The sequence below is a fragment of the Streptomyces sp. NPDC001513 genome (genome assembly GCF_042894695.1).
Lineage (GTDB): Bacteria > Actinomycetota > Actinomycetes > Streptomycetales > Streptomycetaceae > Streptomyces.
In genome coordinates this window covers 76426-95765 of sequence record NZ_JBIAVU010000022.1, presented here as the reverse complement: position 1 = coordinate 95765, position 19340 = coordinate 76426, and the positions used below count along the sequence as shown (strand labels likewise).

Below are 19340 nucleotides of genomic sequence, written 5' to 3'. Positions count from 1 at the left end.
TGTGACGCAGGCGTACTGCCGCACCCGCAGGGGCCGGGCCCTCGTCCCACGGCGCTACGACTCCCGCAACCGCGGAGGTGCCCGAGATGAACGACCGGCCCATCGCGGACTACGCCTTGCTCTCCGACTGCCACACTGCGGCACTCGTCAGCCGCCATGGATCGGTCGACTGGCTGTGCATGCCGCACTTCGACTCACGCTCCCTCTTCGGCCGGATCCTCGGCCCGCAGGCCGGCCACTGGCTCATCCGGCCGGCCGGCCCCGCCACGCAGAGCAGGCGCTACCTCGAGCGCACGATGGTCCTGGAGACGACGTTCCGCACGCCCACCGGGACGGTCACCGTGACCGACGCCCTCGCCTCCGGACGCAGCGAAACAGGACACGACCTGGGCCGGCACGCACCCCACCTCCTCCTCCGAGTGGCGCACTGCACCGAGGGCCAGGTCACGCTCGAGATGGAATTCGCCCCGCGACCGGAATACGGGCTGATCAGACCCCGCCTGATGCCGGTTGACGGAGGGCTGCTCTGTCACGGCGGCCCCGACACCCTCGGACTGTGCTCCCCGTATCCGCTGGAGATCACGGACCTGGCCCGATGCGCCCCTGAGCTGCACGCGGGCCAGTACGCGGGCTTCGCCCTCCAGCACGTCCCTGCCGGCGGGGACCCCACCCTGTGGTCCCAGCAGGAGATCCGCACCCACCTGCAGGACACCGTCGCCGCCTGGCGCGCCTGGTCGGGGCAACACCAGGCGTACGAGGGACCGTGGGCGGACCTCGTCGCCCACAGTGGCCGCGTCCTGCAGTCGCTCACCTTCCAGCCGACCGGTGCCATCGTGGCCGCGCCGACGACCTCCCTGCCCGAGGAGATCGGAGGAGTCCGCAACTGGGACTACCGCTACGCCTGGGTGCGCGACGCCTCATTCACCCTGGACGCCTTGTGGGTTGCCGCCTGCCCCCATGAGGCAGAGCAGTTCTTCCGCTGGATGGCACAGGCCGCCGCCGGCGACCCGGACCACCAGCACGACCTCCAGATCATGTTCGGTATCCGCGGCGAACGCGACCTGAGCGAACGCGAACTGCCCCACCTGCCCGGCTGGCGCGACAGCCGCCCCGTACGGACCGGCAACAGCGCATGGGCCCAGCGCCAACTCGATGTCTACGGCGAACTGCTCGCCGCCTTCCACAAGTTGCGTCACCACCTGCACGACGCCGACGAACACACCAGGGCCTTCCTCACCGGACTCGCCGACACGGCCGCAGTCCGCTGGCGCGAGAAGGACCAGGGCATCTGGGAGGTCCGCAGTGAACCGCAGCACTTCCTGTACTCCAAGCTCATGTGCTGGGTCGCCCTGGACCGCGCCCTGGACCTGGCCGAGGAGTTGGGCGCACAGGAACGGACCCCCCTCTGGCGGCAGGCCAGGGACGAGATCCGCGCGGCCATCGAACATGACGGATGGAGCGAGTCGGCGGGCGCGTACACGCAGGCCTTCGGCTCGGACACCCTCGACGCGTCGGCCCTGATGATGGCGATCGCCGGGTTCGAAGCCGCCGACACTCCCCGGATGCGAGCCACCATCGACGCGGTCAGGACCCGCCTCACCGGGCCGGACGGGATGGTCTACCGCTACCTCTCGGCCGACGACGGCTTGGCCGGAGGCGAAGGAACCTTCCTGCTGTGCACGTGCTGGCTGGCCCAGGCCCTCGCACTGGCAGGCGACACCGAAGGAGCCCGCACCGTCTTCGAACGAGTGGCGGGCTGCATGAACGACGTGGGGCTGCTCGCCGAAGAAGTCGAACCGGCGACAGGCGAACTCCTCGGCAACTTCCCCCAGGCCTTCAGCCACATCGGCCTCGTCAACGCGGCCTGGGCCATCCACCAGGCGGAGTCCCGGGCCACGTGACCGGCAGGCCCCCTCCCGCCCGTGGCACTGTGCCGTCCCAACGCCCGGGCCGAGCCCACGCCTGTTCCTCGGATGCGAGGCCCAACCATCCGTGACACCGTGGAGGGGCGAGCGACACCGCGTCGCCGGATCCGGATGTGGTCCAGCACGCCAACGGATCCGGAGCCGATTCGACACGAACGGCCCGGCGGTCTGCTCCTTCGCGCCCGGCGACCACTGCCGCTGGTGCCATGCCAACAGAGCCCGGCTCTGGATTCCGTACGCAGCCTCTCGGTGGACACCGTCTGCCGAGATGTCGTAGAGGCCACCGTGCCCGCTTTTGCGGGCACTGCCGTCGTGGAGGTGGCCGAAGCCATCGTCCGCGGAGAGCAACCACCGCTGGTCTCTGCCGACCAGGACATTCCCCTGCGCCAGGTGGCCTTCCAGGGCCCGATCTCGCCACACCCGGTGGGAGAGGTGCGGCCCCTGCCGGCGGGCACCCCCTTCTCGGGCATTCTGACCGACCTCCGTCCACGCGTCATCCAGATCGAGGAGGACAGCGCGTGGCTGACCGCAGACCCGGCCAGAGCCGACTTCGTCAAACGGTCCGGTGCACACTCCCTGATCGTCGCGCCGCTCGCGCTGCACGGTCGCGCACTGGGCGTGGTCAGCTTCTACCGCCACCGGCCACAAGACCGCTTCCGAAGAGGACGACATCGAAATCGCGTCCGCCATATGCGCGCATGCTGCGCTCTGCATCGACAATGCCGGCCGCTACATGCGCGAATGGGTTGTCGCGCTGACCGTCCAGCGCAGGCTGCTCCCCGAACACCCGGCCACGCAGAACACCATGGACATCTCTCACCTTCACCTTCCCGACCCGGAAGGCGGTGGAGCCTGGTTCGACGTGATCGATCTGCCCGGCGCACGGACCGCGCTGATCGTGGGCGAAGTGACAGGGCACGGCATCCTTGCAGCCATCACGACGGGGCTGTTGCGGACGGCCATCCACACACTTGCCGCCCTCGATCTGCAGCCCGATGAGCTGCTCGCCCGCCTGAGCGACACCACGGTCCGGCTTGCCACCGCCTATGCCGCCAGACCTCCCGAAGACCCTCGCCACGGTCAGCCACTCACCGTCGGCTGCACCATCACGGTCTACGATCCGGTCGAACTCACGGCCACCATCGCCCTGGCCGGCCTGCCGGAGCCGGTCGCCATCCTCCCCGACGGCACCTCCGCCGGCCTGTCCGTCTCCCGCGGTCCCCTGCTCGCCGAAACGGGAGACGCCCCGTTCCCCGCGACGACCGCCAACCTGCCCGAAGGAAGCATCCTGGCGCTGGGCACGGCCGCACTCGCGGACGAGGTCCTGGCATCCTCCGGCCCGCTGCGCCCGCTCCTGAACAGCGTCGGCAGGAGGCCCCGCCGCGAGGTGCTCGGCCGACATCGCAGAGGCGTTCCCAGCGCCAGGATGCTTCCATCGGGCAGGTTGGCGGTCCGTCGTCAACTCGACGTCTGGGGCGTGGACGAAGAGACGGCGTACACGGTCCAGCTCACCGTCAGCGAGCTCGTTGGCAATGCCGTCCGCTACGGCGCTCCTCCTCTACGACTCCGCCTGATCCACGAGCGGATGCTGACCTGTGAGGTCAGCGACTCTGCGACCAGCTGGGCAGAGCTGCCGACGCCACGTACGGGTTTCCCACCGGAGTGATCAAGCTGGTTGGCGAGCAGTTCGCGGACCGCGAGCGTAGGCTGGAGATCACGTTCCGCGAGCACGACGCCGGCGCGCGTGCGCGTCCGGCGAGCCGCGGAAACGGGCGCCGACAGGCGCGGCCATCAACCTGCGCATCCCCTGGTGACGACGTCATTCCGCCAGTCGCAGGATCTCAGAGGCCATGAACCCCATCGCATGGGAGCTCGTTATGGATATGAATCTTGAGGTCGTAGTGATACCGGTGACCGACGTCGATCGCGCCCTGCGCTTCTACCAGGGCTTGGGCTGGAGGGTCGATGCGGACTTCGAGACGGGTCCGGAATTCCGCATTGCGCAGCTGACGCCCCCGGGCTCGGGATGCTCCATCCATATCGGCCGCGGACTCACCCCGGCGGCCGCAGGCTCGGTCCAGGGAACGTACCTCGTCGTCCAGGACCTCGAAAAGGCCCGCGCCGAGCTGATCGGCCAGGGCGCCGAGGTCAGCGAGATCTTCCACCGCGTCTACGACAGCGGCACCCAGGAACAGGTGGACGGCCCGGCTCCGAATGGCGCCAGCTACGGCTCGTACGCGACGTTCAGCGACCCGGACGGAAACGGGTGGCTACTCCAGGAGGTCCGAGAGCGACTGCCCGGACGATGACGGCCGCGCAGAGCCGGCAGCGCCCACTCACACGAGATTCATTGCTCAGCAGGGGGACCGAGAGGACCGCCCATGACCAGCTTTATACGGCCGATTCTTTACGGCGCTGCTGCGGGGCTCGCCGGTACGACCGCACTCAATATGGCGGGTTATGTCGATATCGTACTTCGAGGCCGACCCATCAGTGATACGCCCGAGATCACCGTGCGCAGCCTTGCCGAGAAGCTTCATGTTCGAATTCCCGGGGACGATCAGGTCCGGGAGAACCGGATCGCGGGCCTCGGCCCCTTGACCGGATACACCGTGGGGATGGGCATGGGGGTGGCGCTGTCATTGGCGCAGGCTGCCGGCTGGCTTCCGACGAAGACTTCCCGCTATGCCGTCGCGTCCCTCTTTGCCCTGACCGTCACAAATATGCCGATCTTCCTTTTGGGAATCTCGGATCCGCGGACCTGGACAGCCTCGGACTGGGTCTCGGACATCATCCCGCACGGCATCTTTGCGGTAGTCACGGTCCGCGTCATCGAAAAGCTGGAAGCAGCGGGCCCCCAGAGCTGACGGCCGGATTCACCCGCCCGCATGCGCGACGATGTCAGCCACGGGCGCGAGAGCGGCCCTCCCCCACGACATCGCCGCTCGCCGCGCCAGTCAGGATCGCGCCTGCCACAACGCCGAAGAGGCGATCGGCGCGTGGGGCGAGCGCGGGTTGATCGCCGAGCCAGGCGAGCGCGGCCACGAGCGCGAACAAGTCGGCACCATCGATGTCGGTCCGCGCCACGCCCGCGTCCTGGGCGCGGGTGAGGAGCCGCGCGCCGGCGGCACGCAGAGTGACGCACGAAGCATGGAGTGCGGACTCGGTGTCCTCGAGGGCGGCTGCCATCAGCGCGACCGCGCCCCGGTACTCCGTCGTCCACGCTACGCAGTCACTCAGCCACAAAGCGAGAGCGTCGCCAGGCGAGCTGGACGCCTCAAGGGTGTCGGCCTTGCCGGTCAGCTCGTCGAAGCTCGTGCGCAGCAGGGCATCGAGCAGCGCCTCGCGCGTCGGGAAGTGCCGCAGCAGCGTGGCGAGTCCGACATCGGCCCGCCGCGCGATGTCGCGCATCGACACGTCGACGCCCTGCTCGGCGATGGCGGTGCCCGCTGCTGCGAGCAGCTGGTCGCGGTTCTTCCTGGCGTCGGCGCGCATCTGCCCCTCTTGACTAAACGGATCGGTGGTCCATATATTCGGATCAGTGGTCCACTTATGTGGATCGCTGATCCGCTAAGCCTATCCCGCAGCGCGGGCTGGAGGAAACGATGTCGGCACAGACGATGAGGGCGATCCGGCTCCATGAGCACGGCGGCCCTGAAGTCCTGCGATACGAGGAGGTGCCCTTCCCCGAGGTGGGGCCGGGTGAGGTGCTCGTCCGTGTGCACGCTGTCGGCGTCAACCCCCCGGACTGGTACCTGCGGGACGGGATGTCCAACCTGCCTCCCGAGGTGCGACCCAAGTTCAGCTTGCCCGTGATTCCGGGAACGGACCTGTCAGGCGTCGTCGAGGCCGTCGCCGCGGATGTGGACGGCTTCTCCGTCGGTGATGAAGTCTTCGGCCTCCTTCGTTTCCCCGGATTCGACGGCAGCACCTACGCCGAGTACGTAGCCGCGCCTGCTTCGGACCTCGCTCTCAAGCCGGCCAACATCGATCACGTGCACGCTGCCGGGGCACCGATGGCCGGGCTTACCGCGTGGCAGTTCCTGATCGAGCTCGGACACGATCACCCCTCACCGTTCCAGGCGGCGCAGCATCGCCCGGTGCCACTCGACACCGACAAGACGGTGCTCATCAACGGCGCTGCGGGCGGCGTGGGGCACTTCGCCCTCCAGCTGGCCAAGTGGAAGGGGGCACGTGTCATCGCGGTGGCTTCGGGCAAGCATGAAGCGTTCCTGCGTGAACTCGGCGCCGACGAGTTCATCGACTACACCAAGAACCGTCCCGAGGAACTCGTGCACGACATCGACCTCGTTCTCGACGCCGTCGGTGGCCCCCACAGCAAGCGCTTCCTGCGCACGCTCAAGCGCGGAGGCTCCCAGTTTCCCGTGTTCTTCGGCGACTTCGACGAAGAGGAGACCGCGAAACTGGGCGTCACGGTCACGGGCACCCAGGTCCGCTCGGACGCCACGCAGCTTGCCGAACTGGGACGCCTGCTCGACACGGGCACGGTCCGCGTCGCGATCGACAGCACGTTCACCCTCGCGGATGCCCGAGCCGCGCACGAACGCGCCGCCCAAGGGCACATCCAAGGCAAGATCGTGCTCACGGTCGCTTCATAGCCCCGGCCGTTGATCTCCGTGACGGCGCTGCGCTACGCAGAGGATGCGTTCATGCGGCAACAGTCTGCAGCCACAGGGGCAGAAGGAGGAGCGACACGAGCGAACTCTTGATCACCAGCGACGCGGAGAGGTCGACGCCCACGTCGTAGCGCTGGGCGAAGATGAACAGGTTCTGCGGGGTCGGCATCGCCGCGATCAGGACGAGGTACGCCAGCCACTCGCCCCGGACGCCGAAGAGCACCCCGCACACCGCCCAGGTCAGCAACGGGAACGCCAGGCACTTGAAGCCCACGAGGGCCAGCTCCTCGCGCGTGGTGCCCCGCAGGTCCAGACCGAGGCCGCCGAGGTGGAGGCCGAGGGCGAACAGGGCGACGGGCGAGGCGCTGTCGCCGACGAAGGCGGCGCCGTCCAGGACCACGCCCGGTACCTTCACCGAGAGCAGGTTGAGCAGGATCCCCGCGTTGCAGGCGAGGACCACCGGGGTGGCGAGCGAGGCACCGACGGCGCGGGCGAGGCGGCGGGCCGGGCCGCCGGCTGCCGGGCCCGGACGTCCCAGTTCCATGAGGGCGATGACGACCAGGGACAGCACGCAGACCTGGAACAGCAGGATCGGGAAGATCGGGGCCGCCGTCCCGAACACGGTGATGAAGACGGGGACGGCGAAGTAGGCCGTGTTGACCTGGACCCCGGCCATCACGCGCAGGGCCACGACCCGGGGCTCCCGGATGCCGTGGACGACCGCCGCCACGGCGACGGCCGCGACCGCGAGGGCCGCCGACCCTGCGTAGCCGCCTATCGCCCGCCAGTTGAAGAGGGCCGCGAGGTCGCTGGCGTAGATGTTGCCGAAGAGGTAGCAGGGGACGGCGAAGAGGAAGGCGTAGTCGGAGAAGACCTTGGAGGCCTCGGCCGGGACGATCTTGCGGCGCGCGAGGAACACCCCGCCGCCGAAGGCCAGCAGCACCGGCACCAGCTTCTCCAGCGCGGCTGCCCCGCCCATGCTCTCTTCCCCCATGATCGCCCGGCCAGCAGCCTACCCTTACCCCCGGTTCGGGGTCCGGGCGGGCATAGGCTGGTCCGATCATGAGCGACAGATCCCGCACCTGGTGGGGCGGCCGGAACCGCGACCGCACCCGCGCCCCCTCGACCGGCATGCCCGGTGCCCGCGTGCCCGGCGCGCTGGGCCAGCTCGCCGTGCTGCTGCGCACGCCCGCCCGGCCGGAGCAGCCCCTGCTGGGGCAGGCCGCCAAGCGCTGGCAGCGGATGCTGCCGTACGTCGTCGTCGGCATCTTCGTGGTGACGCTGCTGCCGGTGACCATCACCGTGCTGACCAACGACTACGGGCTGGACGGCGGCTGGGCGGGCGCGCTCGGGGTGGCGCAGACCGTGCCGCTGCTGCTCGCGGTGGTCCGGCCGCTGCCCGCCTGGGGCATCGTCCTGGCGGCGAACTTCACGGGCGCGGTCCTGCTGATCGGTGCCGACAAGGTGGCCGGGCACTCGTGGCCGTGGCCGCCGATGACCATCGTCGGCTACCTGCTGCTGATGGCCTGTCTGGGGCTGCGCGAATCCATCCGGACCCTGGTCGGGGTGTGGCTGGTGACCGGCGCGCTCGGTGCGGCGCTGGGCTTCTCCCCGCCGGCGGGCGTGATGAACTCCGCAGCCCTGCTGTTCGTGCTGAGCGGGGTCATGCTGGTGCTCACGGGTGCGCTGCGCGGTCTGGGCGACGCGCAGCAGCGGATCGCCGAGCAGGAGAGCATCAGCGAGGCGGAGCGGGCCCGGCGGACCCTACTGGAGGAACGGGCGCGGATCGCCCGCGAGTTGCACGACGTGGTGGCCCACCACATGTCGGTGATCACCGTCCAGGCGGATTCGGCGCCGTACCGGCTGCCGGGCATGTCCGAGCCGGTTCAGGAGGAGTTCGCGGCGATCGCGGCCGCCGCCCGCGAGTCGCTGGGCGAGATGCGGCGGCTGCTGACCGTACTGCGCGGTGACGGGGCGAACGGCGGCGCGGCGGGTGAACGGGCCCCGCAGCCGGGGATCGACCGGCTGCAGCAGCTGGTGGAGGCGACCGTACGGGCCGGGCAGCCGGTGGAGCTGTCGCTGGCGGCGGGGGCGGTCGGCGCGGCCCCGCCGGCGGTCGACCTGTCGGCGTACCGGATCGTGCAGGAGGCCCTGGCCAATGTGGTGCGGCACGCGCCGGGCGCACGCACCCGGGTCTCGGTGACCGTCGACGAGGCCGACGTGCTGGTGCTCGTGGTCAACGGTCCGGCCCGGGACGCCGTGGTGGAGCTGGAGAGTTCGGGCACGGGGCACGGTCTGGTGGGGATGCGGGAACGCGTACGGTTGACCGGCGGGACGCTGGACACCGGTCCGCTGCCCGACGGCGGCTTCCGGGTCGCCGCCCGCCTGCCCCTGAACGACCCGACCGAGGACGCAAGTTGACCATCCGTGTGATCATCGTCGACGACCAGGCCATGGTGCGGGCGGGGTTCGCCGCGCTGCTGTCGGCGCAGGCCGACATCGACGTGGTGGGCGAGGCGCCCGACGGGCGGCAGGGCGTGCAGGTGTCCCGCTCCACGCACCCCGACGTGGTGCTGATGGACGTACGGATGCCGGAGATGGACGGGCTCACGGCGGCCCGGGAGATCCTCGATCCCCCGCCCGGGGTCGTGCACCGGCCGAAGGTGCTCATGCTGACCACCTTCGACATCGACGACTACGTGTACGAGGCGCTGCGCGCGGGCGCCTCGGGCTTCCTGCTGAAGGACGCCCCGCCGGCCGATCTGATCGCGGCGGTACGCGTCGTCGCCTCGGGCGAGGCCCTCCTGGCACCCTCGGTGACCCGGCGGCTCATCGCGGACTTCGTCCAGCAGCGGCCGGCTCCGCGCAAGGACCCGGCGCTGCGGCTGAACGGCCTCACCCCGCGGGAGACCGAGGTACTGGAACTCATCGCGCGCGGACTGTCGAACCAGGAGATCGCGGGTCATCTGGTGCTGGCGGAACAGACGGTGAAGACCCACATCGGACGGGTGCTGGCCAAACTCGACCTGCGGGACCGGGCGCAGGCCGTGATCTTCGCCTACGAGGCGGGACTGGTCCGGCCGGGCGACTCCGCCTGAGCGCGGCCCTCCCTTCTTCTCCTCCACCCCCTACCGGGGTATGACATACGACTTGGCACCACGGTCCGACGTACGCGCCGACACCTCCTTCCTACCTTCCTCCTCGTCACGAGGAGAGGAGAAGGGGCATGCGCCGCTTCGGAAGGACGCTGGTCACGGCCGCACTGGCGGTGGCCGTCGTCGGGGGGACCGCCGGATGGGCCTCGGGCGAGAGCCAGGAGGCGGTCACCGGGCCGCCGCCCGGCACCGCCGGCTGGCGGGCCGCTACGGCGTCCGGCCGGGCGCTGCCCGACCCGGCGACCGCGGCACCGCGCGAGGTGGCCCGGTTCTTCGCCGGGCTCGACGAGGCGGCGCGCCGGGAACTCCTGCGTGACCACCCGCTGGTGGTCGGCAATCTGGAGGGGACGCCGCTCCCCCTGCGGTACGAGGCCAACCGGATCGCGATCGCCGCCACGGGTGAGGCCCGGTACGCCTCCCTCGCCGCGCCGGACCGGCGGATCCTGGCCTTCGACCCGCGCGGCCGGGGCCAGGTCGCCGAGGTGCTCGGGGACCTGGAGCACGCGGAGCACGTCTCGGTGATCGTGCCGGGGTCGGACAACGACGCCACCACGCACGACGCGCGGCGCACGCCGAACACCGGGCCGGCCGGGATGGCCCGGGCGCTGCGCGAGGCGGCCGGGGAGTCGACGGCCGTCGTGGCGTGGACCGGTTACACCACCCCTGTCGGTGTCGGTCTGGACGCGGCCGACGGCCGGCTGGCCACGGCCGGGGCGGCCCGTCTGGCCCGGTTCACCGCCGGGCTCGACGCGGTCGGCGCCCCCGACCCGGTGCTGTTCTGCCACAGCTACGGCTCGGTGGTCTGCGGGCTGGCGGCCCGTCACACGGACGCCTCCGACATCGTGGCATTCGGCTCGCCCGGGATGCGCGCCGACACCGCGGCCGGGCTGCGCACCGGCGCCCGCGTCTGGGCGGCCCGGGGGCCCTCCGACTGGATCGCGGACATCCCGAACGTCCGGTTCGCCGGGCTCGGCCACGGGGCCGACCCCACCTCCGCGGCCTTCGGCGCCCGCCGGGTGCCCGCCGCCGACGTCCAGGGCCACACGGGCTACTTCATGCCCGGCACCCGGTCCCTGGCGGCCTTCGCCGCGATCGCGAAGGGAGAGGCCCGATGAGCGCGTCCGCCGCCCCGGCCCCGCTGAGGAAGGCGACCGCACTGGCCCCGCTGAGGAAGGCCGCCGAGCGGATCGACCGGCAGACCCCCGCCCACCGCGACCGGGCGGTCGACGGGCTCCGCGCCCTGGCGCTGCTCGCCGTACCGACCGGCCACTGGCTGCTCGGCGGCTTCACCCTCGACTCCGACGGCGGCCTGCACAACGCCAGCCCGCTGTCGGCCTTCGGCACTCTGGCGCCGGCCAGTTGGGTCCTCCAGATGCTCGGCATCTTCTTCCTGGTCGGCGGCTACGCCTCGGCGCTCTCCTACCGGCGCCGGCCCGGTTCGGCGGGCGCGTGGCTGAAGGGCAGGATCGTCCGGCTGGGCCGGCCGGTGCTCGGGGTCACCGCGGTGTGGGCGCTGGCCGCGCCGGTGCTGTACGCGGCCGGGGTGCCGGAGGCCTCGCTGCGCACCGGGGCGACGCTGGTGATCCAGCCGCTCTGGTTCGTCGGGGTGTACGTGGTGGTCACCGCGCTGACCCCGTACTGCGTGCGGGCGGCGGGCCGCCTCGGCGGCTGGGCCGCGGCCCCGCTGCTCGGTTCGGTGGCCGTGGTGGACTTCCTGCGCTACGGGCCGCTCGCCGATTCCGTACCGTCCTGGCTGTCCCTGGTGAACATCCTGCCGGGCTGGCTGTTCGCGTACCAGCTGGGCGTCTCGTGGGGCGAGCGGCGGATCGGGCGGCGCGGGGCCTGGCTGCTGCTGGCCGGCGGGACGCTGCTGTTCGCGGCGCTGCTGGCGGTCTTCCACTATCCGGCGTCGATGGTCGGCGTCCCGGGTGCCGCGCGAACCAACTCGCATCCGCCGTCGCTGCTGGTACTGGCCCTGGCCGCGGCCCAGTCGGGTGCGGCGATCCTGCTGCGCGACCGGCTGGCGAAGCTGCTGGCCCGGCCGGTCCTGTGGGCTCCGGTGGTCGTGATCAACCTGTGCGCGATGACGATCCTGTGCTGGCACCAGACGGCCATGCTGGCCGCGGCGGTACCCGGCTCGTTCGTGGGCGGGGGCGGGGGTGGGGGCGGGCTGGCCGGGCTGACGACGGCTCCGGACAGCCTGGGATGGATCGCGGCGCGGGTGGCGTGGATGCCGGTGTTCGCGGCGCTGCTGGTCGGCATCGCCCGGTACGCGCGCCGGTTCGAGCATCCGCCGGAGGGAGTGCGCGGGGGCCGGGCGCTGCGCCGGACCGTGACCGGGCTGCTGGCGGCGGGGTTCGCGGTGTTCGCGCTGGGTCTTGCATGACCCACGTACGACGAGAGCGCCGCTCCTTTCGGGGAGCGGCGCTCTCGTCACGTACGGGTGCTCCGCGTCAAGCGATCGAGGCGGCGACGATCGCGGCCACGGCCAGGTTGCAGGCGGACGAGACCCAGACCGCCGGGTGGGGTTCCGGGTCGACGACGATGGCGCCGAGCTTGCCCGGGGTCACCAGGTCGAGCACCAGGAAGGCGATCGCCATCAGCAGCAGGCCGAGCACGCCGAACGCCGCGGTCGACGCCAGGCCCTTGCCGAAGTCCTCGTACGTCGTCCAGATCGAGGTGAAGACGATGCCGCCGATGCCGAGGAGCGCGGAGCTGAGGAAGAGGGCCGCGTTGCGGTTGCGCTCCTCCCAGATCTGCTTCGGAAGCTTCCCGGGCGTCAGCACGTCCACGAGGACGATGCCGAGGATCAGCAGGACCAGGCCGAGGGCGCCGTAGGCGCTGGTGCGGCCAAGTCCGTTGATGATGTCGCTCATTGAGAAGCCTGTCTCCGCGTGGGTGGGAAAGTATGTGCCGTGGGGAGGCCGAATCTATCGCACGGCCTTGTGGCGGACCATGGGGAGGTCAGGAAATGGCAAAGGTCAGAGCCGCACGGGCGGCCGAGGCGGAGGCCCTGACCGAGCTGGTCATGCGCTCCAAGGCGCACTGGGGGTACGACGCCGGCTTCCTCGCCGCGTGCGCGCCGGAACTTCGGATCCGCTCCGGCGAGGTGACAAGCCGCAGGATCGTCGTGGCCGAGAACCGGCGGGGGACGGTGCTCGGGGTCGCCTCCCTGGAGGGTGCTCCCCCGTTGGCCGCGCTGGGGCTGCTCTTCGTCGAACCGTCGGCGATCGGGCAGGGCGTGGGGCGGCTGCTGTACCGGGACGTGCTGCGCCGGGCCGTGGAGCTGGGGGTGCGCAGGCTGGTGATCGACGCCGATCCGCACGCGGCCGGGTTCTACCGGGCGATGGGGGCGGTGGCGGTGGCCGGCCCGGCGAACGCATCGGGTGGATCCGACGCGGCGGCCCAGGCGGCCCCGGGTCTGGTGCGGTTCGAGGCGGCTCCCGTCGCGCTCGCCGACTGGGCGCGGGCGTGGACCGGGGGCGAACGGGCCGTGCACGTGGGCAACGTGGCGGAGTTCAACGCGCAGTTCGCCGACGCCTCCCTCGACCGCGGGCAGTCGGCCGCGCACCACTACGCCTGCCTGGCCGCCTTCTACAGCCCGGATCCGGCCGCTCTGGTCCTGCCCCGGCCCGTCCCGAAGGGCTGGACGGAGCTGGTCTGCCGCCAGCTGGGCTGGTCGGAGGTGGAGGTGTACGACGGCCTGGCGGAAGGGCATCCCGGCCTGTGCGAGGCCGTACGGGCCCGGCCGGCGCTGGCCGCGCTGCTGACCGGAGCCGGACTGCCCCTCGTACCGTGGGGGCGGACCCGGCCGTTCGGGCGGCTCGCGGGCCGGCCGTGGCGGGACGGGGAGCTGCGCTACGAGTCGAAGTCGGCGGCGCACGCGCTGTTCGGGCGGATCCTGGCGGACGGCGGGCATCCCGGGATCGTGCTTCCCGCGCAGTGGCGGGCGGCCGGCCGGTGGACGGCGGCCCGGCTGCTGGCGGCCCGGACCAGGGCGGGCGAGAGCACTGTTCTGAAATCGGAGCACGGTGTCGGGGGTTCGGGCACCACGGTGGTCACCCCCGATCGGGTGCGGGCCGCGGGCGGGGCCCGCGCCGTACTGCGCCGGCTGCCGCGCGGGCCGCTGCTGGTGGAGGAGTACGTGGCCGGTCCGGCGGAGGGCGAGGGTCCGCGGGATCTCACGTACGACGGCTTCGTGGACGGGGCGGGCCGGGTGCACGAGGTCGGCGGGGCCGTGATGGACGTGACGGACGGCTGCTACGGGGGCGCCACCGTGGGTCCGGCGGTGGTGCCCGCGTGGGCGGAGAAACCGCTCGCCGACTTCGGGGCGGCGGTGGGCCGGGAACTGGCGGAGTCCGGCTACCGGGGCTGGTTCGACGTGGACTTCGTCGCCGACGGCGCCGGCCGGCTCGCGCCGACCGAGACGAACCTGCGGCTGACGGGACCGTCCATCGCCTTCATGGTGGCGGCCCGGCTCGACGCGCTGCGGGGCGCGGGGCACCTCGTACGGATCGCCGACCGGGTGGAGCTCGGCGCGCGGCTGCCCGAGGCCCAGCTGGACGAGTTGTGCACGGCGCTGGCCCGGGGCTGCGCGGAGCTCGGAGCGGTCTTCGTCCCGGCCATCCCGACGGGGGCGTTCGAACCGGCGCCCTGGCTGGGCGTACTGGTGGCCGCGCACGACAGGCGGACTCTGGACGCGGCCGAGGCCCTGGTCCGAGCCGAAGCCCGAGCGGTCGGCACGGAGTTCAGCACCTTCACCCGCCCCGCCCGGTCCCCCCGATAGCCCACATTCCGGCCCGTTCATCCGACGCCTGGGGACCAGTCCGCCTTCGCCAAGCTCATCTGCAGCGCGGTCCAGGACTGCCCGTCCACTCGTTCCACGTCGGGAAGGACCTGGCCCACGCGGAACCCGAGGCGTTCATAGAGCCGCACCGCGCTGCCGTTGTGGGCGAAGACCCCCAGCTCCACTCGTTCCAGGCCCAGTTCGGCGAAGGCGAACGTCAGCACGCGAGTGAGCAACGCGGCCCCGTATCCCTGCCCCCGGACGTCCGGGGCGACGAGCACCCGCCCGAGTCGGGTAGCCACGCCATCAGCGTCCAAGCGCAGCGACGCGTGCCCCACGAGCCGGCCGTCCGGACCGACTCCCGTCCAGGTCCGGCGCCCAGGCTCCCCCGCGTATGCGGCGAGTTGCGGTTCATCCAGCGGCCAGGTGAACCCGGGACCGGCCCACATCAACAGCTCGGCCGGCCCGGATATCCACGGCCGAATCACAGCAGCGTCCGCAAGGGTGAACGCACGCACCTCCATCACAACCCCACCCACCTTCAAGATCGACAGTCATGCCCCGGGACACTACCGAGGCCAAACACACACCGGCCACTCGCTCGTCCGGAAAGGGGGCAGGCCCCGGCAGGACCTAGGCGACCATCCAGAACCGCGCGCCCATTGACCTGCCGGTCCTTCTCCAGGGCCACTTCGGACTCGGTGATCTTGCCTTGGGGGACGAACAGGGCGATGTTCAGCAGGCCCTGCTGAGTGGTCGACGACCCCAGCAGACGCGTGTCCAGGATTCGGAGTCGAGGCCCATCTAGTCTTCCGAGACCGACGGACGGAAGGCCGGCGCCATGCGGAGACTGCTCTATGGCATGGACCTGTCCCTGGACGGCTATATCGCCGCGCCCGGCGACGACCTCAGCTGGGCCGACCGGCGATCAGCAGCCGGGTGCCACCCCAGCGCAGATCGAGTTCGCGCGGAACTGGCGGGACACGCCGAAGGTGGTGTTCTCCTCGACGGTCGGCAAGGTCGACTGGATCACTCGGCTCAAGGCCGAGGACGGTGGGCCGATGAGGGTCGGTGGCGCAGCGCTCGCCGGGGCGGCGATGCGAGCCGGGCTGATCGACGAGTACGAGATCGTCACCCATCCGGTCCTGGTGGGTGGCGGCACACCGTTCTTCACCGCGCTGGACAGCTGGGTGAACCTGAACCTGGTGGAGACACGGACGTTTCCCGGCGGCGTGGTCCTGAGCAGGTCGCGCTGTACGCGGTCGCCCGTACGGCCCTGACCGACATCCTGAACAGGGCGGCAACCTCCGACCGGCACCGGCCCTCCACAGCGCGGATGCCGCCAGCAAGCGCACAGCCTCCGTCGGCCGTGGCGCTCAACGCGACCGTCACCAAACCTCGGACGGCCGGCCACCTGGCTGTCTTCACGAGCGGCCAGAGGCCGCCGAACACGCCCCTAGGGGGGTGAGGGCGGCGGGACCCGCTGCAGATCGGGCACGATGGGCATCCCGAAAGCGGTTCACCATCGGCTACTGGCCGTGCGGTGCGTTCGGTTCCTCCCCCGCGTACATCCCCGTGAGTTCGGCGCCGATCCGGGCCAGCCACTGCCGTACCTCCGGCGGCTCCAGTACCTCGACCCGCCCTCCCAGCCCGGCCAGATGCCCGGCCAGGGCCTTGGCGGCCGGGCCGTCGACCCACACCTCGATCCAGCCGTCGGGCAGCGGACCGCCGACGCGCACGCGGCCGCCGAGGAATCGTTGCAGCAGGGCCAGCGTGTCGGGGTGGACGCGGGCCCGGGCGGTCACCGCGTACATGCCGTCCTGGAAGGCTCCGGACAGCGTCCGCCACGCCGCGGCGAGGTCGAAGTCGGGCGGCCGGGCCACCGGTTCACCTGTCGGCTCGACGGAGGTGACCCGGCTGAGCCGGAAGGTGCGCAGGCCCTTGTCCGTACCGGCGACCAGGTAGTCCACGCCTGCCTTGGCCACGAGCCCGAGGGGGTCGACGGTGCGTTCGCCTGCTGGTTTACCGACGCCCGCGTACCCGAGGCGGACGCGGATCCCGTCCACGACGGCGCCCTGGAGCGCGGAGCGGTGGGCGGCATCGGCGGTGACGGCATTGCGGGACCAGTCCGTGGCGTCGACGACCCCAGCGCGGGTCGCGGCTTGGGCCTGCGCCCGCAGGGGCGGCGGCAGGGCCCGGACCAGCTTGCGCAGCGTGGTGCGCAGTTCGGGAGTGGCCGACAGGGGGCCGGTGACGAGGAAGAGCGCCCGGATCTCGTCGGCGGTCAGCCCGGTGAGGTTGGTACGGGCCCCGCCGACGAGGTACCAGCCGCCGCCGCGGCCGCGCTGCGAGTAGACGGGGATGCCGGCCGCGGCCAAGGCCTCCAGATCTCGGCGCGCGGTGCGCTCGGACACCTCCAGTTCGGCGGCCACTTCGGGGACGGTGACGCGGCCGCGTTCTTGGAGGAAGAGCAGGGTCGCCACCAGCCGGTCGGCTCTCATGTGCCGTTCGTCCTCCTTCGTGGGTGCCGCGTCGTCGCGTTTCATTCTCTTCGGGAAACTGGCCAGAAGGTGGCCACTTTTGCTTCCAGGATGAACCCATGAACAAGACCGAGCAGCTCATCGAGACCCCGTCCGACTCCATCCGTACCGTCGACGCCCCCTCCTCCTTCGATCCGCGGATCGACCTCGCCGCGGCCGTCGAACTGGCGGGCCGTACGCTGGCCGCCGTCCGGCCCGAGCAGTACGACGCCCCGACCCCCTGCGAGGAGTTCGATGTACGGCGGCTGTCGAGCCACCTCGTCGCCGTCGTGCGCCGGATCTCGGTGATCGGGCGCGGCGAGGACCCGTTCAGCGTCCCGTCCTTTGCCGACGAGATCGCCGACGGCGCATGGGCGGCGGCCTGGGTGCCGGGTGCCCGTGAGGTCGCGGAGGTGTGGGCGGATCCGGGCATCCTCGGCCGGCAGCTGCGCCTGCCGATGGGCGTCCTGCCGGGCGCGGCCGCCGCGGCCGTCTACACCCACGAACTCACGGTGCACACCTGGGACCTGGCCAGGGCGACCGGACAGGACCCGGACTGGGACCCGGCCCTCATCGAGCGTGTGATCGGCGTCGTCCGTCGCGCGCTGCCGGCCGAGACCCGCGGCGGGCGGATCCCCTTCGCGGAGGTGGTGGCCGTGGACCCCGAGGCCCCGGCCATCGACCGGCTGGTGGCCTGGGCCGGACGCCGGCCCTGAGGGCCCCGGGGCGGGGGACGGCCTCCTGGGGCGGCTGGAGGCTTCGGCGAGCGGGACCGTGTGGTCGATGTCCAGCCCCCGGCGGCCGGCGACTTCGTACACCGCCGAGCACCTCTCGATGCGTAGTCCGCGTCAGTCGACGAGAGTCTGCGGGGCCAGCAGTTCGGCACGGACGAGTTCCAGGAGGCGGCCCGTCCAGTTGCGGCCCCGGCCCCCCTTCTCGCCCCAAAAACCTGAGTCGGCGTCGTCGTAGAGCAGGGTCGCGTCACCGGTGGCGAGCAGGATCGCCGCGAGGTCGGGGTGCTGCTCGTACTTGGCTCGCAGCAGCCGGGCCATGACCGCCGTCCGAACCTGCTCCCAGCCTTCGCGGCGCTGCACCGCGGCCGCGACCGTACGGGCCTTCGCGCCCGACTCTGCCGCCACCACTGCGGTACGGGCCTCCGGTTCGGCGACGGACCGGGCCCAGTAGGCGTGCGCCACCGACGGGTAGGTGACGTCGCCGATGGTGATCGGGGCGGGGTAGTCGTTGCGCAGGGCCTGCTTGCCCGGGTCGTCGAGCGCGCGCTGCGGATACGAGTGGTAGATCTTGACTGCGGGGGCGAAGGACTCGGCCGGCCCGTCGGCGGGCACCCGTGAAGGAGCCTTCGCGCGCCACTGTGCGCGGTCCTCGAAGTATGCGACGGCTGCGTCGTACTCCTCCTGCGTGACCGTTTCCCCGGGCTCGTCCGGGGTTCGGCCGCCGGGCCCCGCCACCAGCACCTTGAGGGGGCGGTCCTTGCGGTCCATGTCGCCGAGCGCGTAGTGCCGCACGGTCTCGGGGACGGCCAGGTAGGCAGCCCGGGCGGCGGCCCGCTTGTCCTCCGTACGGTCCGCCATGAAGACGTCCACCGCGGCGAGGCAGCGGGCGGTCGAATCGGGACGGCCGTTCAGCTCGTCGACGGTGTCGCGAACTTCGGCGAGCAGCAGGTCCGGCGTCAGCCAGGTGCGCGGTTCACCGAACGTCCACGAGGCCAGGTGATGCGCGGAGGCACGCCCGCCATCCGGAAGGCTCGTGGCCACCCATCCGCAGCGGAGCTTCTGCTCGAACTCGTCGAGGGTGACCAGCTCCCAGCAGTCGACGAGACCGTCGGCGTAAATGAAGAGGTCTGTGAGGAAGTAGGAGCCGCCGTTGCATATGAACGCGTGCCGCCAGGTGCCGGGTACGCGGACGCCGTCCGCCGTGCGATGGGTGATCCGATTGCCGATCATGCCGTGATGATGCCGGACAGACCGGCCGGGAACCACCTCGATACCGGGTCGAGGGCACCGTGTGACGATGTGCGTCCACTCCGGGGCGGCGATCGTGCTGGGCAGGGCGCCGGCACACCGAACTCCGTCTGAGGACAGTCCCGCGGCGACACCCGAGGTATCCACCGTGGTTACGGGACGACCTTCAAGGGCACCGTCAGATCGTTGACGGTGCCTCCTGGTGGGGCTCAGCACCTGAAGGGTCGGCGATGCCCGGTGAGCGATACAACGCGCGCTGAAGACAGGCTCCAGCTTGCCCAATGGCACCTCAGCCGGTCGGACCAGCTCCGATTGGGGCTCGTAAATCGGGCCAGC

The 19340-nt window shown here is 71.4% G+C and carries 17 protein-coding genes and 2 pseudogenes; 13 read left to right on the top strand and 6 right to left on the bottom strand.

Annotated elements, in window-relative coordinates; translation table 11 throughout:
- Window positions 1–86 precede the first annotated feature (86 nt).
- From ACFYZ4_RS37040 to ACFYZ4_RS37020, 5 genes and pseudogenes are all read left to right on the top strand, one after another.
- Entirely contained in the window at window positions 87–1901 is a 1815-nt protein-coding gene (locus tag ACFYZ4_RS37040; RefSeq protein WP_390786064.1) for a glycoside hydrolase family 15 protein, read from the top strand.
- 72 nt (window positions 1902–1973) lie between these two features.
- Window positions 1974–2573: pseudogene (locus ACFYZ4_RS37035) on the top strand (GAF domain-containing protein); the annotation flags it as partial.
- A gap of 85 nt (window positions 2574–2658) precedes the next feature.
- Entirely contained in the window at window positions 2659–3591 is a 933-nt protein-coding gene (locus ACFYZ4_RS37030; RefSeq protein ID WP_390786063.1) for a SpoIIE family protein phosphatase, read from the top strand.
- 184 nt (window positions 3592–3775) lie between these two features.
- Window positions 3776–4234, top strand: a complete 459-nt coding sequence (locus tag ACFYZ4_RS37025; RefSeq protein ID WP_351297280.1) for a VOC family protein — start codon at window positions 3776–3778, stop codon at window positions 4232–4234.
- 72 nt (window positions 4235–4306) lie between these two features.
- Window positions 4307–4792: a hypothetical protein gene (locus ACFYZ4_RS37020; RefSeq protein WP_351297277.1), complete on the top strand. Its 486-nt coding sequence runs from the start codon at window positions 4307–4309 to the stop codon at window positions 4790–4792.
- 34 nt (window positions 4793–4826) lie between these two features.
- Here ACFYZ4_RS37020 and ACFYZ4_RS37015 read toward each other — a convergent pair whose 3' ends face one another.
- Window positions 4827–5420, bottom strand: coding sequence for a TetR/AcrR family transcriptional regulator (locus ACFYZ4_RS37015; protein ID WP_351297275.1), 594 nt, complete (start codon window positions 5418–5420; stop codon window positions 4827–4829).
- Between the two features lie 110 nt (window positions 5421–5530).
- Between ACFYZ4_RS37015 and ACFYZ4_RS37010 the strand changes: the two genes are divergently transcribed.
- Window positions 5531–6544 carry an NADP-dependent oxidoreductase gene (locus tag ACFYZ4_RS37010; RefSeq protein WP_390786062.1) on the top strand — a complete coding sequence of 338 codons (1014 nt, stop codon included), beginning with the start codon at window positions 5531–5533 and terminating at the stop codon, window positions 6542–6544.
- A 49-nt stretch (window positions 6545–6593) separates the two neighbouring features.
- On the opposite strand, the gene ACFYZ4_RS37005 is transcribed toward ACFYZ4_RS37010, so the two are convergent.
- Window positions 6594–7541 carry an AEC family transporter gene (locus ACFYZ4_RS37005; protein WP_351297269.1) on the bottom strand — a complete coding sequence of 316 codons (948 nt, stop codon included), beginning with the start codon at window positions 7539–7541 and terminating at the stop codon, window positions 6594–6596.
- A gap of 152 nt (window positions 7542–7693) precedes the next feature.
- Here ACFYZ4_RS37005 and ACFYZ4_RS37000 point away from each other — a divergent pair, with 152 nt between their 5' ends.
- The 4 genes from ACFYZ4_RS37000 (at window position 7694) to ACFYZ4_RS36985 (ending at window position 12103) form a co-directional block, all read left to right on the top strand.
- Window positions 7694–8983 carry a sensor histidine kinase gene (locus tag ACFYZ4_RS37000; protein WP_390786090.1) on the top strand — a complete coding sequence of 430 codons (1290 nt, stop codon included), beginning with the start codon at window positions 7694–7696 and terminating at the stop codon, window positions 8981–8983.
- On the top strand, window positions 8980–9660 hold the full coding sequence (locus ACFYZ4_RS36995) for a response regulator transcription factor (RefSeq protein ID WP_327411849.1): 681 nt from the start codon (window positions 8980–8982) through the stop codon (window positions 9658–9660). Before ACFYZ4_RS37000 ends, ACFYZ4_RS36995 begins: the two co-directional genes overlap by 4 nt.
- A 128-nt stretch (window positions 9661–9788) precedes the next feature.
- The gene (locus tag ACFYZ4_RS36990; RefSeq protein WP_390786061.1) at window positions 9789–10832 is read left to right on the top strand and encodes an alpha/beta hydrolase; all 1044 of its coding nucleotides are present in this window, start codon (window positions 9789–9791) and stop codon (window positions 10830–10832) included.
- Window positions 10829–12103 (top strand): acyltransferase, encoded by a 1275-nt coding sequence (locus ACFYZ4_RS36985; RefSeq protein ID WP_390786060.1) that lies wholly within the window; start codon window positions 10829–10831, stop codon window positions 12101–12103. Before ACFYZ4_RS36990 ends, ACFYZ4_RS36985 begins: the two co-directional genes overlap by 4 nt.
- Window positions 12104–12170: 67 nt before the next feature.
- On the opposite strand, the gene ACFYZ4_RS36980 is transcribed toward ACFYZ4_RS36985, so the two are convergent.
- Window positions 12171–12593, bottom strand: a complete 423-nt coding sequence (locus tag ACFYZ4_RS36980; protein ID WP_390786059.1) for a DUF350 domain-containing protein — start codon at window positions 12591–12593, stop codon at window positions 12171–12173.
- A 95-nt stretch (window positions 12594–12688) separates the two neighbouring features.
- On the opposite strand from ACFYZ4_RS36980, the gene ACFYZ4_RS36975 reads away from it, so the two are divergent.
- The gene (locus ACFYZ4_RS36975; protein ID WP_390786058.1) at window positions 12689–14503 is read left to right on the top strand and encodes a GNAT family N-acetyltransferase; all 1815 of its coding nucleotides are present in this window, start codon (window positions 12689–12691) and stop codon (window positions 14501–14503) included.
- 17 nt (window positions 14504–14520) lie between these two features.
- On the opposite strand, the gene ACFYZ4_RS36970 is transcribed toward ACFYZ4_RS36975, so the two are convergent.
- A complete protein-coding gene (locus ACFYZ4_RS36970; protein ID WP_390786057.1) occupies window positions 14521–15027 on the bottom strand; it encodes a GNAT family N-acetyltransferase in 507 nt (168 codons plus the stop codon).
- A gap of 317 nt (window positions 15028–15344) precedes the next feature.
- Here ACFYZ4_RS36970 and ACFYZ4_RS36965 point away from each other — a divergent pair.
- Window positions 15345–15783: pseudogene (locus tag ACFYZ4_RS36965) on the top strand (dihydrofolate reductase family protein).
- 249 nt (window positions 15784–16032) lie between these two features.
- Here ACFYZ4_RS36965 and ACFYZ4_RS36960 read toward each other — a convergent pair.
- Window positions 16033–17004, bottom strand: coding sequence for a helix-turn-helix transcriptional regulator (locus tag ACFYZ4_RS36960; protein WP_384353546.1), 972 nt, complete (start codon window positions 17002–17004; stop codon window positions 16033–16035).
- A gap of 98 nt (window positions 17005–17102) precedes the next feature.
- Here ACFYZ4_RS36960 and ACFYZ4_RS36955 point away from each other — a divergent pair, with 98 nt between their 5' ends.
- Window positions 17103–17738, top strand: coding sequence for a TIGR03086 family metal-binding protein (locus tag ACFYZ4_RS36955; protein WP_351289444.1), 636 nt, complete (start codon window positions 17103–17105; stop codon window positions 17736–17738).
- Between the two features lie 132 nt (window positions 17739–17870).
- Here the strand turns inward: ACFYZ4_RS36955 and ACFYZ4_RS36950 are convergent, their stop codons facing one another.
- Window positions 17871–18986 (bottom strand): NADAR family protein, encoded by a 1116-nt coding sequence (locus tag ACFYZ4_RS36950; RefSeq protein WP_390786056.1) that lies wholly within the window; start codon window positions 18984–18986, stop codon window positions 17871–17873.
- Window positions 18987–19340: the final 354 nt, after the last annotated feature.